11 protein-coding genes and 2 rRNA genes (1 of these 13 cut by a window edge) are annotated in these 13191 nt (G+C 58.9%); 4 read left to right on the plus strand and 9 right to left on the minus strand.

Annotation, left to right across the window (positions count from 1 at the left end; translation table 11 throughout):
- Together ACEN8E_RS13250 and rrf are read left to right on the plus strand one after the other, a co-directional pair.
- Positions 1 to 340 (plus strand): 23S ribosomal RNA (locus tag ACEN8E_RS13250) (it extends 2552 nt beyond the left edge of the window).
- 158 nt (positions 341 to 498) lie between these two features.
- A 5S ribosomal RNA gene (gene rrf, locus ACEN8E_RS13255) occupies positions 499 to 614 on the plus strand.
- 296 nt (positions 615 to 910) lie between these two features.
- On the opposite strand, the gene ACEN8E_RS13260 is transcribed toward rrf, so the two are convergent.
- The 3 genes from ACEN8E_RS13260 to ACEN8E_RS13270 all read right to left on the minus strand — a co-directional run bounded on the left by ACEN8E_RS13260 (position 911) and on the right by ACEN8E_RS13270 (position 3552).
- A complete protein-coding gene (locus tag ACEN8E_RS13260) occupies positions 911 to 1345 on the minus strand; it encodes a VOC family protein (RefSeq protein ID WP_495592999.1) in 435 nt (144 codons plus the stop codon).
- A 90-nt stretch (positions 1346 to 1435) separates the two neighbouring features.
- Entirely contained in the window at positions 1436 to 1858 is a 423-nt protein-coding gene (locus ACEN8E_RS13265) for an AraC family transcriptional regulator (RefSeq protein ID WP_495593000.1), read from the minus strand.
- 266 nt (positions 1859 to 2124) lie between these two features.
- Positions 2125 to 3552 carry a mechanosensitive ion channel domain-containing protein gene (locus ACEN8E_RS13270; protein ID WP_495593001.1) on the minus strand — a complete coding sequence of 476 codons (1428 nt, stop codon included), beginning with the start codon at positions 3550 to 3552 and terminating at the stop codon, positions 2125 to 2127.
- A 433-nt stretch (positions 3553 to 3985) separates the two neighbouring features.
- Between ACEN8E_RS13270 and ACEN8E_RS13275 the strand changes: the two genes are divergently transcribed.
- Together ACEN8E_RS13275 and ACEN8E_RS13280 are read left to right on the plus strand one after the other, a co-directional pair.
- Positions 3986 to 4639 (plus strand): hydrolase, encoded by a 654-nt coding sequence (locus ACEN8E_RS13275; RefSeq protein WP_495593002.1) that lies wholly within the window; start codon positions 3986 to 3988, stop codon positions 4637 to 4639.
- A gap of 152 nt (positions 4640 to 4791) precedes the next feature.
- The gene (locus tag ACEN8E_RS13280) at positions 4792 to 6375 is read left to right on the plus strand and encodes an MFS transporter (protein WP_495593003.1); all 1584 of its coding nucleotides are present in this window, start codon (positions 4792 to 4794) and stop codon (positions 6373 to 6375) included.
- Positions 6376 to 6496: 121 nt separating this feature from the next.
- Here ACEN8E_RS13280 and ACEN8E_RS13285 read toward each other — a convergent pair whose 3' ends face one another.
- From ACEN8E_RS13285 to ACEN8E_RS13310, 6 genes are all read right to left on the minus strand, one after another.
- Positions 6497 to 7285, minus strand: coding sequence for an SDR family oxidoreductase (locus tag ACEN8E_RS13285; RefSeq protein ID WP_495593004.1), 789 nt, complete (start codon positions 7283 to 7285; stop codon positions 6497 to 6499).
- Between the two features lie 40 nt (positions 7286 to 7325).
- Positions 7326 to 7631 carry a DUF1330 domain-containing protein gene (locus tag ACEN8E_RS13290; protein WP_495593005.1) on the minus strand — a complete coding sequence of 102 codons (306 nt, stop codon included), beginning with the start codon at positions 7629 to 7631 and terminating at the stop codon, positions 7326 to 7328.
- Positions 7632 to 7670: 39 nt separating this feature from the next.
- Positions 7671 to 8936: an MFS transporter gene (locus ACEN8E_RS13295; RefSeq protein WP_495593315.1), complete on the minus strand. Its 1266-nt coding sequence runs from the start codon at positions 8934 to 8936 to the stop codon at positions 7671 to 7673.
- A gap of 568 nt (positions 8937 to 9504) precedes the next feature.
- A complete protein-coding gene (locus ACEN8E_RS13300) occupies positions 9505 to 10812 on the minus strand; it encodes an OprD family porin (RefSeq protein ID WP_495593006.1) in 1308 nt (435 codons plus the stop codon).
- An 89-nt stretch (positions 10813 to 10901) separates the two neighbouring features.
- Entirely contained in the window at positions 10902 to 11474 is a 573-nt protein-coding gene (locus ACEN8E_RS13305) for a PPC domain-containing DNA-binding protein (RefSeq protein WP_495593007.1), read from the minus strand.
- 118 nt (positions 11475 to 11592) lie between these two features.
- Positions 11593 to 13170, minus strand: coding sequence for an aldehyde dehydrogenase (NADP(+)) (locus ACEN8E_RS13310; RefSeq protein WP_495593008.1), 1578 nt, complete (start codon positions 13168 to 13170; stop codon positions 11593 to 11595).
- Positions 13171 to 13191: the final 21 nt, after the last annotated feature.

Genomic DNA, 13191 nt, shown 5'->3' on the forward strand with positions numbered 1-13191 from the left:
AAGTGGTACGCGAGCTGGGTTTAGAACGTCGTGAGACAGTTCGGTCCCTATCTGCCGTGGACGTTTGAGATTTGAGAGGGGCTGCTCCTAGTACGAGAGGACCGGAGTGGACGAACCTCTGGTGTTCCGGTTGTCACGCCAGTGGCATTGCCGGGTAGCTATGTTCGGAAAAGATAACCGCTGAAAGCATCTAAGCGGGAAACTTGCCTCAAGATGAGATCTCACTGGGACCTTGAGTCCCCTGAAGGGCCGTCGAAGACTACGACGTTGATAGGTTGGGTGTGTAAGCGCTGTGAGGCGTTGAGCTAACCAATACTAATTGCCCGTGAGGCTTGACCATATAACACCCAAGCAATTTGACTACTTCGAAAGAAGCATCAGATTGCGGTGTGTGAAGACGCAAGAACCGAAAGTTCGACGCTCACAAAACACCGATTTCCATCACATACCCAATTTGCTGAAGCGCGGCCAGCCGGCCACGACTCGGTACCCGAATTTCTTGACGACCATAGAGCGTTGGAACCACCTGATCCCATCCCGAACTCAGCAGTGAAACGATGCATCGCCGATGGTAGTGTGGGGTTTCCCCATGTGAGAGTAGGTCATCGTCAAGATTAAATTCCGAAACCCCTATCTGCGTATGCAGGTAGGGGTTTTGTTTTTCTGGCGCCTGTAGGAGCGAGCCCGCTCGCGAAAAACCCGAGCGCACCGCGGGGCATCAGGTTTCCCGTGTCATCGTTAACGTCCATCGTCGGAACGCCGTCTGGAGCAAGCCCGCGCCCTCGACTCAGTCCGGCCCAAAGGTGTCCTTCGTTCCGGCTCTCCATAGAGCTTCAAGGCCGGCATGCAAGGGGTCAGGCGGTTGCCTGCCTGCGCGGTGAACGTCGTGCGCGGGAGCGAGCCGTGCGCCTTAGCCGAGTTGCTCGGCAAGCCCGACGATGATGCCCTCAGGCCCGCGAATGTAGGCGAGCCGGTATGATTTCTCGTACTGCATCTGGCCAATCAGTCCTGCGCCATGGGCCCGCATCCGTGCAACGACCGCATCGATGTCATCGACGGCAAACATGATGCGACGAAGACCCAAAGCGTTCATTGGCGCGTCCACGGGTCCAAACCTGATTGCGTCTGGCGTATGGAATTTGTCCAGTTCAATTCCCTGCCCATCGGGAGTGCGCAGCATCGTGAGGGTCGCCCGTACGTTTCCAAGCCCTATGAGGCTCCCGACAGAAGACCCTTCCACCGTGGTTTGGCCCTCAAGCTTGAGGCCCAACTCGATGAAGAACGCCTTCACCGCTTCGAGATCGTCGACAACGATCAGGACGTTGTCCATTCGCTTGACTGTCATGTCCTTCGCTCCCTGTCGCAACGGTGTCGCGTATTTGGGGTATTGGTGTCTGGATCGAGCCGGGTGGATCGATCCCTTGAATTTCAGCGGTTAGCGATGGAGGCGGCCTGGTGGTGTGGATCGCACCGCCCGACAGCGCCAGGCAAAGGGCGTGATGCCTTCGCTGCGGGTGAAAATATGACTGAAGTGCGCCTGATCGCAGAAGCCGCACTCCAGGCCGATTTGCGTCAGGGTCAGGTTGGTTTTCTCGATCAGTTGCTTGGCCCGGGCGATGCGCTGGCAACGGATCCAGTCCTGGGGCGACAGACCGGTGCTGCATTTGAAGGTACGGGAGAAATGACTGCGGGACAACGCGCAGGCCCGTGCCAGTTCGGTGATTTCCAGAGGGTCGCTGAGGCGGTCGAGGATCAATTGCTTGACCAGGTTTTCCCGCCAGGGAGTGAGACCACCGGTCGTGGCTTTTCGCGTTTGCGTGGTCGACATGCAGGTGGTGTTGTGCTGAACATGGGCCATGACAAATATCCGTGTTGATGGGAGCGTTCTGGCGCACGGTACGGTGGGGCGGCACCATCCCTTCTGGAAAAACAGCTTTGCGTAGGGGGCTTTATTTTTTTCGCAAGGCTTTGGCTCGCGAGTTGAACGGTGTTAATTCCCGCCTTTCAAGTGCCTATGATTCAGTAAAGTCCAAAGACGGGTGCCTGGTTGAAAACACGATGGAACGGTATCTGTGAATCATTACGATCTGTGCGACACCGACAAGGTCAGTGCCTGACAGTTGTTCAACGGCTCTGCAACCACCCCAGAAAACCACCTTTCCTGACCGCCACCGGTTTGGCCATCAACGCCATCCGGCTGTTCTGCTGCCGCACCGCTTGCAGCTTGTTCAGCGCCCGGTCGACTTCGCGTCGTTGCTCCATGCAACTGCGGGTCAGGGATTTGTCGAGGCGGTAGATGATGCATGAGGTCATGGCAGTGAACCGTGCCTGGGATGGCGTGTCGGCGAGGATGCTTTGTTCGCCCATGATTTCACTCGGCCCCATGCGCCCGGCTTCAATCTGCAGGCTGCCGTCGGCGACCGTGGCGCTGACCACGCCGGTGGCGATGACGAACAGGCTGTCCGGTACTTCTTCCAGATCCAGCACCACCTCACCGGCCGCGTATTGCTGCGCAACCATGTTCCGGGCCAGGCGATCACGCTCCTCGGCGCTCAGGGAGCGGAAGACTTTCACTTCATCGAGCAACGCCCGGGCGCGGGTCGAAGGCTCGATCACACCATCGGGCTGCCGGGAAATACCCGCGGCTTCGAGGTGCCGGTGGGCCAGGTCGAACAGCTGATTGCGCACTTCGCTTTTCTTGCCGAGCTCGGCGATGAAACCGCTGGCAACGTATTCGGACATCTCTTCGCCGGCCTCTTTCAACACAGCCTTGGGTGCAGGGTCGAGCAACAGGCTGCTGCTGCCTTGCAGGGTGCGGTCGAGGGCATCGAGTACTCGACGGGGGCGGATGTGGTTCGGCACCCGGATGCTGATCGACACCCCGTGAAGATTGCTCGGACGGCTGAGATTGACGATCCTGGCCTTGGCCGCCACCGAGTTCGGTACCACGGCCATCGTGCCGGCGCTGCTCAACAGGTGCGTGGCGCGCCAGTTGATGTCGAGCACCTTGCCCTCGACGCCATCGATAACGACAAAGTCGTCCACCTGATAGGGTTTGGTGGTATTGAGCACAATGCCGGAAAACACGTCGGCCAACGTACTCTGCAGCGCCAGACCGACAACGATGGCGAACACGCCCGAAGTCGCGAGCAGACCTTTGACCGGCAGATCCAGCACATAACCGGCGGCCGCGACGATGGAGGCCAGAAACACCAGGGCACCGATAACGTCCTGCAACAGGCGGCCGCTGTGGCCGATGCGGCGCATCAGCGCCAGGCCGAACACCTCGGTCAGCACCCGTGCGGCGTACAGCCACCAGACAATCCCCAGCGCCGTCGCACCGAGTTGCGCCACCGGGTCATCGGCAAACGACGGCGCCTGCAACGGGCTGACGCCGGCGTTGATGAGCAGCGCACTGAACGCCAGAAACAGCACCAGACGCACGCCGACCTTTGGCGCGCGATGCTTGAACGGAACGAGGTGCCAGAGCAGAGCGTCGAGCACCAGCAGCAGGGCGCTCCAAGGCAACAGGTGGGCAGAGAAAAGGCTCATGGATTGCACTCCAGCGCTTTGTGCAGCGAACGCGTTGCCGATGGACAGGACGAGGAGGCAAGCGGCGAGGGTTTTCCTGATGCTCATGTGCAAATCCTTTTTAAGTCGTCAGAGTTTTTGCTTGCCTTGGGATCGGGCTGCTGCGGTGCTGGGGCTTGGGTCTCAGCAACACCGTGAGCACAGACTAATGAGGTGCCGTAATGTGAAAAAGCGGCTATAAAGCGTTTGACTGTCAACTAACAAGTGACAATAAGCCCGGTCATGGGCTCCGGCAGCTACACCTTCGCTGCTGGTCTTGCAGCGCTATCGCGAGGTGACTGCAGGCAAAAGAAATTCTCTCAGCACAAATCCTCCAGATTCGCACATCCGTACAATCGCTCTGCTCCAGCGAAACCGAAAATGGCGCTTCTCAAAACATATCTGGAGAAGTGTTATGGCAACCGCAAAAGCAGCACCGGGCAAAGGCCTGATTGATCCGAGCAACCACGCCCTGATCCTGATCGACTTTCAGTCACAGATGTCATTTGCGACCAAATCTATCGACGCTGTATCACTGCGTAATAACGCGGCACTGATCTCCAAAGCAGCGAAGGAATTTGGCGTTCCTGCCATTCTTACCACCGTCGCCGAAAAAAGCTTTTCGGGCCCCATGTTTGAAGAAATCACCTCGGTCTTCGCCGGCCAGGAGCTGATTGACCGTACCAGCATGAACACCTGGGAGGACGAGCGTATCGCCGTCGCCGTGAACAGGATCGGTCGCAACAGAATCGTTCTTGCCGGTCTCTGGACCTCGGTCTGCATCGTTGGACCGGCGATCTCGGCGCTTGAACAAGGCTTCGAGGTCTACGTCATTTGCGATGCGTGTGGTGACGTTTCAGATGAGGCTCATGAGCGCGCTATCGAACGTATGGTTCAAGCAGGTGCGCGCCCGATGACCTCGCTTCAATACCTCCTGGAACTGCAACGTGACTGGGCTCGCAGCGACACCTATAACGAGACGGTGAAAACCTCTATCGCTCACGGTGGCGCTTATGGTCTTGGTTTGATTTATGCCAAAACCATGTTTAACGCATCGGAAGGTCACTGATCCGTAAGCGCCTCTTCCCCACCAGAGGATGAGGCGCACTTTGTCGGAATATCCGGAATATCCGGAATATTGGCATGGGGCAGGAGTCTGTCGCATCGTTGGTCACTCCTGAGCAGACTGCAGGGAGGAGTAGGGAGGAAATGGTGAGCACGATGACTGAAGAGCAGGCACCGGGTACGGCCTGGCAACCGCTTCGCCATGGACTGTTTCTCAGCCTGTGGCTCGCCAGCATTGCATCGAGCATAGGGACGTGGATGCATGAGGTCGGTGCCGGGTGGCTGATGACCTCCTTGTCGGCCAGTCCGTTCATGGTGTCGCTGGTACAAGTAGCGGGTGCCGCGCCCATGTTCCTTCTAGCGCTACCTGCTGGTGCGCTGGCCGACATCGTCGACAAACGGCGTTACCTGTTGGCTGTCCAGGCAGGGATGGCCGTCATTGCACTGGCGCTCGCGTTGATCACCTTTGCGGACCTGATGAGCACTACGCTTTTACTTCTGTTTACTCTGGCCATGGGGATTGGAACGGCGCTGACTATGCCGGCATGGTCAGCGTTGACACCTGAGCTGGTTCCGGCCAGTGATCTGCCCGCCGCGATATCGCTCAGTAGCGTGGGGGTCAACGTTGCCCGAGCACTCGGACCGGCCATCGCTGGCATCATCATCAGCCTGGTAGGGCCATGGGCGACATTTGCCGTCAATGCCGTGTCCTTCTTTGGCGTTATCGCGGTGCTCGCCTTGTGGCATCGCACGCCACAACAGACCGTATTGCCGGCAGAACGCCTGTTTGGCGCTATACGTACGGGTTGGCGTTATACCCGTAGTTCACGGCACCTGCAGCGAGTTCTGGTGCGCGCCCTGGCTTTTTTCCTGGGTGCAAGCGCCGGCATGTCCTTGCTTCCACTGATTGTGCGAAGTGAGCTGAAGGGCAGCGCTGAGCAATTCGGGATCTTGCTCGGTTGCGTCGGGATCGGGGCGGTCGCGGGTGCAATGTTGCTACCCAGGATTCGCCAGCATGTTGCTGTCAATCTGCTGGTGGCATCGGCCAGCCTTGTCTATGCGGCAGTCTTGCTGGCATTGGCATGGATTCAGGATTTCTATCTGCTTATCCCTGTGATGTTCCTCAGTGGTGCAGCCTGGATCGCGGTACTGTCCAGCTTTCAGGTGTCTGCGCAAACATCGGTACCTGCGTGGGTAAGGGCCAGGGCGTTGGCGGTCTATATCCTGACTTTCTTTGGCAGCATGGCTTTGGGCGGTGTGCTATGGGGACTGATCGCCAGCTGGTTTTCGATCTCGATATCGCTGAGTCTTGCCGCCGTAATCATGGTGATGGGAGCAGGGTTGGGCTGGAGGGTCAAACTGCCTGCGCTGAGCGCGGAAGACCTGGCCCCTTCGCTGCATTGGCCGCAACCGCTGATGGGGGTCGACGTTGAAGGTGAGCGTGGGCCTGTCATGGTTTCACTCGAATATGAGATCGCCACGGTGGATGCCGATGCCTTCAAAGAGGCTATGGAAGAGGTGCGCAGGATGCGGCAGCGCAATGGTTCATTTTCCTGGCAGTTGATGCAGGACACCGAAAATCCGCAACTGTGGATCGAGTTGTTTTTTGACGAGTCCTGGTACGACCATCTACGCCACCACGGTCGAGTCACTCGCGCGGAGTTGAAAATCGAATCAGCTGCCCGGCGCTTTCAAATCGCTGGCAAGCCTGTACGTATTCGGCACTTGCTCAAAGGCTGACGGAGCAGGGGATGATCACATCGGGTGATCGGCAGCAAAGCGAGAACAAGAGCGCTTCGCCAAGCTGCCTGAGAACGAGTGTGATCGACTGTGCCCACGTGTTCAGGGAATCGGCCTGCCCTTAGAAGGTCCCCGGATAGGCGCCACCGTCCAGCAAGAGGTTCTGCCCGGTGAGATAGCCCGCGTGGCGGCTGCACATGAACGCACACAGCGCACCGAACTCGTCAGCAGTACCGAACCTGCCGGCAGGGATGGCCCCGCGTTTCTTCTCCAGCGCCTGGTCAAGCGCCTGGCCGGCCGCATTGGCAGCGGCCTGAGTCGATTCGCGCAGGCGATCGGTGTCAAACAGCCCCGGCAGCAAGTTGTTGATCGTGACGTTATTGGAAACCAGCTGCGGCTGGCGCGCCAATCCGGCAATGAAACCGGTCAAGCCGCTGCGAGCGCCGTTGGACAGCCCCAATATGCCGATCGGCGCTTTTACCGCGCCCGAGGTAATGTTCACAATGCGACCGAATCCGCGTTCAGCCATATTATCGACGGTGGCCTTGATCAGCTCGATTGGTGTGAGCATGTTGCCGTCAAGGGCGGCCATCCAGTCCTCGCGAGTCCAGTCGCGGAAGTCTCCCGGCGGCGGACCTCCGGCGTTGGTCACCAGAATATCGAGCACCGGACAGGCTTCCAGTGCCGCTTCGCGCCCGGCGACGGTGGTGATGTCGCCGACCACGGTCTTAACCGTGACCTTGCTGTTCAGCAGACGCAGTTCAGTGGCTGTGTCTTCCAGCGCCCGGAGATTGCGCGCAGTAATCACAACGTTCACTCCTTCCGCTACCAAGGCTTTGGCGCAACCTTTGCCAAGGCCTTTGCTCGCACCACAGACCAGTGCCCAACGCCCTTCGATTCCAAGTTCCATGCTGACCTCTTTTAATGATTAAGTGATACGACTGCCAGGCTCAATCGAGTTGCGGTCCGTCATACCCCTCGACAATGATCAGATCAATGATGGAAATGGGCTGACGAATCTTCGCCGCGTCCTGATATTCCGGGGAGTTCCAGCAATCGATGGCAGCCTGATAACTGGGGAATTCAATCACCACGTTGCGCGCTCGGCTCTGACCCTCCACCGTTTCGAATCGCCCGGCGCGAATGACAAACCGCGCGCCATACTTTTTGTAAGCCACGGTGTTGGCCGTGGCGTAGCGCTGATACTCCTGCAGATCACTGACGTCGACCCGGCCAATCCAATAACCCTTGGGCATAAATCCTCCAGTTCTATAGTGTTCGATCAATAGATAACTTCAGTCGCCAACCGGCCCTTTGAGCAGTACCCAGTAGGCCAGTGCCGCGACCACTGCGACCACCGCGCTGACCATGAAGGCCGTGGCGAAGGAGCCCGAGTGCTGAATGCTGAATCCGGTGACGATCGGCGCGATGGACCCGGCGATGTAACCGCCAAAATTCTGGATCGAGCCAAAGGAGGCGACCCGCCGTGTGGAGACAATGGTATTGGCGATCATCCAGGCCGTTGAACTGGCCAGGTTGATGCTGAACAACGCCAGACACAGCAGCACCACACTCAGGGTCAGGCTGCTGCCAAACGACAACGGCAGGGTGAACGTGGCCGCCAGCAACAGGCCGGAAATGGCCGTCACCTTGCGGCTGCCCAACACGCTCATGCCGCGCTTGACCATGCGGTCGCAAATGCGCCCGGCGGCAATGGTGCCAAAGGCGCCGAACAGGTAGGCCAGCGAGACCACCCAGGCGGTTTTGTACAGGCCCAGGCCATGTTCGCGCTCGAAGTAACCCGGCAACCAGGTGAGGTGCAGCCAGAGCATATAGATGACGCCCATGAAACCCAGCACCGCGCCCCAGGTGCTGCGGTGCTGGAACAGGCTCAACCAGTCGGCAAGCAGCGCCTTGCGCGGTGCCGGCTCAGCGCTTTTTTCGGCGACCTGGGCAACCTCCGGCGACGGTTGACCGCTGGCGGCCAGCTCGGCCAGGTACTGTTTTTTGCTCTTGTAGAACATCAGCCAGCACGTGGCCAGGACGATGCCGATAAGCCCGGTGATGACGAACATCCCGCGCCAGCCGAAATTGATCATGAACAGCGTCAACAACGGCGGGGCCAGGCATGGCCCGATACATGTCGAAGACAGCACGATGCCGGTCGGCGTCCCGCGTTTCTCTGCCTCGAACCACTCCGACAAGGCCTTGGCCGCCGATGGGAACATCGGCGCTTCACCCACCCCCAGCAGGATCCGCAGGCCAATGAAGCCGGCAAAACTGTTCACCAGCCCGGATACCGATTGCGCAACGGACCAGGTCAGCAAGGCGGCGCCGAGCGAGATTTTACTGCCCAGTCGATCGATGATGATGCCCAGCGGCAGCTGGGCGAACGCGTAGGCCAGGGAAAATGCCGACAGCAAGATGCCCATCTGCGATGGGCTGATCAGCATGTCTTTCTGGATCGAGGTATTGGCGATCGAGAGCGCGCTGCGATCCAGATAGTTGACGATACCAATCAGCAACAACAACACCACGGTGATGCTCTGGTACTTCTTCAGGGACGAGGTCCGGGCAGCACTACGCTCGAGACCTGCAACTTCGGTTGCGGATTCAGGAATCATATCAACACTCTTATTATTGTTGTTCGGGTGGGGTCGCGCCGGCCGGCGCGATGTCCATCAGGTGTGCCTTACATCGATTGTTCCAGTAGCAGTTGGTAATCGCTCGAACCGGATCCGAGTGATGTAGTTGATAAGCGAAATACATTGCCTCGTTGGTATGACAATAAGCTTTACCCATTATCAACGGGTGCCCGAGAACTCTTGTCCATAGACTCGGAAGCAGTGTGCGCAAGTATATGCATGCTAAATAACGGGGCGGTATTGACAACAATCCATACCGGTATAACTAATACTCAAGTCAAATAAATAAGGTGACAGTGGGCTCGAGCGGGTTGTATCGGCCTTGATGCGCAAGCATGGACTCCTGCAATGCAGGAGTCGCAAAGGTGAGTGCCGGGTCAACACCCCGATGGAGCGTTCATCAAGTCCGGGGGCAGGCAGTCATGGTTGAGTCCCTCCCGCAGGCCCGCGTACTCGAATTGAGCGATATCGTGATGTCCGGTGGCTAAAACAGCGCAATGCTATAGCTCACGATCAACCGATTCTGGTCCTGGTTGCGGGACGCGTCGCTGTTCGACTTGCCATTGCGCCAAGCGAATCCAACCCCTTTAAACGTACCGGACTGGAGTACGTAGTCCAGGCTGATATCTCGCTCCCATTCTTTCTGGTTATCACCGGATGTCGTCTTGATATTGTCCCCGCTGAGGTACATGACCGACGCTTTCAAACCCGGTACTCCCACGGCTACGAAGTCATACGCATACTGACCGAAGGCTGTGCGCTCGCCCGCGCGGGTGAAGGTCTGGATCAGGCGATCGGTATACAGGTAAAGACTGGCCCCTCCGGCGCCTTTGTCCGGCAAATTGCCCTGATTGAGCTGAGTGAAATTACTGCCGTTGGAAACGCTTTGGTAACCCGCCGTAAACCCATGGGCACCCAAGGCGTAAATCAGCGCGGCACTCCAGGTTCGGTTGTCGATCTCGCCATCGCTGCCTTGGGTGTAGCCACTGATTCTGTAGCCCGGGGTGCCCGAGCTGTTTCTACCGGACGAGTCGGTCTTGAAGTAACGCAGGTCGGCTTTCAGGGATTGATTGTCCGAGATCGCCAGTGTGTGGATCAGGCCGAAAAACTGCTGGGTGTAATAGTCTTCCAGGTTGGCGTAGTAATACTGGGCGGTCAGGTCCCTGGTGATTTTCCAGTCGCCGCCAGCGAAGTCGAACGCGTTGCTTTCACGGGTACCGCCCGTGGCGGCCAGGCCGGTCTGATCGCTTGAACCCCGCCCCGTGGCGTGTTCAATCCGGCCACCCGTCAGGGTCAGATCCTTGAACTCGCTCGAAGTGATTTGCCCGCCCTCGAATGTCTGCGGCAGCAGGCGTCCGTCGTTGGCCACCAGGATCGGCAGCTTCGGCATCAACGTGCCCAGGCGCAGTTCGGATTTCGAGACCTTGACCTTGCCGGTCAACCCCAACCGGCTCCACTCATCGACGGCGCTGTTGTCGCTGTCCGAAGGAATCATCGAGCTGCCGACATGCCGTCCTTTGCCGCTGTCCAGGGTAACGCCCAGCAAACCCAGCGCGTCGACGCCAAAACCCACCACGCCATCGGTGTAGCCCGACTTGTAGTCGAGCATGAAGCCCTGTGCCCACTCTTCGGTTTTCGAGGGGGCGGCCGAGCCGTCGCGGTTGTCATTGTTGAAGTAGAAATTGCGCATCCCCAGCGTGGCTTTGCTGTCACTCAAAAAGTCAGCCTGTGCCTGGGTGCTGAGTGCAATGACACCCAGAGCCAGGGTTACAACCGTGTTCTTGTTGCTCATATGAAGCGACCCTTGTTTTTGTAGTTGGAATTGAGAAGGGTGACTCCCGCCGTCACAGATGCGCTGTCGGCGGGAGCCTGCTGCTGGAATCAGATACCCAGTACGTTGGCGCCGATGCACGGGTCAATCCCGCGTTCCAGACGACGCTGGTGCAAGATCACAGTGATTTCCATCGAACCGGTGGTGACTTCGAAATCCAGAATGTGGCCGCCATAGGCCTGGAACGTGGCGTCGCCGGCGACTCCGTGCATGTGGATCGAAGGCTGATCGTTCTTCCACGCCACCGAGCCGGTAATGCTGGCCATCTCGACGTTGCTGAAGGTCTTGGCGTCGAAGTCCTTTTTGTCCTTGTTCCAGAAACCGAACTTCACGTTGCCGAAACCGATCCCGCTGATCGAGGCGCTGGGGATCTTCTCGGCAATCGCCAGTTTGGTCAGTTCCTTGAACGCGTTGTCACCCGTGCGCAACACCATGAGGTAACCGGTGGGGGTTTTGGTGTAGCGGGGTGTGGCTTCAGTGGCACATTGCATGGGCGCTGTCGTCGCGGTGGGGGTGGTGTCGGCAAAGGCCAATTGAGTGCCTGCGGTATTGATCATCACGGCGGCAGTTACGGCCAGCAGCAATGTACAAAAGCGTTGTTTCGGGTGACGTTGAACGTGCATGAGACTTCCTCTGTTTTTATTGTGGGTGCAGCGGTTTTCGGGACGAGCGAATCCGATGCCTGTTGTTCACAGGCATGGAAGTTGTTGCTATCAGTGGGCGTTAGTTGAAACCGGTGACCTACAGCGCTTCGCGGTGGCTGACGCCGTCAATCAGACGGGCGATGCCCAGCGGGTTGGCGTTTTTCAGGGCATCTGGCAACAGGTTGTCGGGGCAGTTCTGGTAGCACACGGGGCGCAGGAAGCGATCGATCGCCAGGGTGCCGACCGACGTGCCGCGCGCATCCGACGTCGCCGGGTACGGTCCGCCGTGGACCATCGCGTCGCAGACCTCCACGCCCGTGGGGTAACCGTTGAACAATACGCGCCCGACTTTCTGTTCCAGCAGGGCCAGCACGTCGCTGACACTGCCGGCTTCCGTGTCTTCAATCATCAGGGTGGCGGTCAACTGCCCGCGCAGGCCGTGCAAGGCCTGCATCAACTCGGCGTGGTCGGCGACTTCGACGACGACAGTGGTCGGGCCGAATACTTCTTCCTGGAGCAATTCATCGCCGTTGATCAACAGGCTGACGTCGGCCTTGAACACTTGTGGCAGCGCCTGATTACCCTGTTGAACGGCGCCGGCCAGGTGCGTTATGCAGGGGTGAGCCCGCAGATTGTCCAGGCCGTGGCAGTAGCTTTTCAGGGCACCGCTGTTGAGCATGGTGTGTGCGGGTTGTTCATTCATCAATCCGGCAAAACGCTCAAGGAAAGCGGTGAATTCCGGCGAACGAATGCCCAGTACCAAACCGGGATTGGTGCAGAACTGACCCGCACCCAGTACCACCGAAGCGCTCAGCTCGGTGGCGATTTTGTCGCCGCGTGCCTTCAACGCTTCGGGCAACAGCAACACCGGGTTGATGCTGCTCATCTCGGCGAACACCGGGATCGGTTGCGGGCGTGCCGCTGCCATGTCACACAAGGCCCGACCGCCGCGCAACGAACCGGTGAAACCGACCGCCTGAATCGCCGGATGCTTGACCAGTGCTTCACCGACACTGCCGTAAAGCAGGCTGAAGACACCTTCAGGCATGCCGGTTTTTCGCGCGGCGCGAGTGATCGCATCGGCGACGTAATCGGCGGTCGCCATGTGCCCGCTGTGGGCTTTGAACACTACTGGGCAACCGGCGGCGAGGGCAGAGGCGGTATCGCCGCCCGCGGTAGAAAAGGCCAGCGGGAAGTTGCTGGCACCGAACACCGCGACCGGTCCGAGGCCGGTGCGATACTGGCGCAGGTCCGGGCGGGGCAACGGTTGGCGGTCCGGCAGCGCACGGTCGATGCGCGCACCGTAGAAATCACCGCGCCGCAGCATCGTGGCGAACAGGCGCATCTGGCCGCTGGTGCGGGCCCGCTCACCCTGGATGCGCGCGGCGGGCAGGGCGGTTTCCCGGCACACGAGGTTGATGAACGGTTCATCGAACGCTTCCAGTTCTGTGGCAATCGCGTCGAGAAAATCGGCACGACGTGCAGCAGAAAGGTTGCGAAAGGTCGGGTAAGCCGTGGCGGCTGCTTGCGCGGCCGCGTTCACCTCGTCCGTTGTCGCTTGATGAAAGCGGTACGGCAGCGCTTCCCCGGTGCTGGCGTCGTAGCTATGCAGGGTGGTCGTACCGTTTGCCGAACGTGTGCCGGCGATGTAGTTGTGGCCTGAAACTTCAAACATGTTGGACTCCTGATGAGCGGT

This window comes from Pseudomonas sp. Pseusp9, from assembly GCF_059491265.1.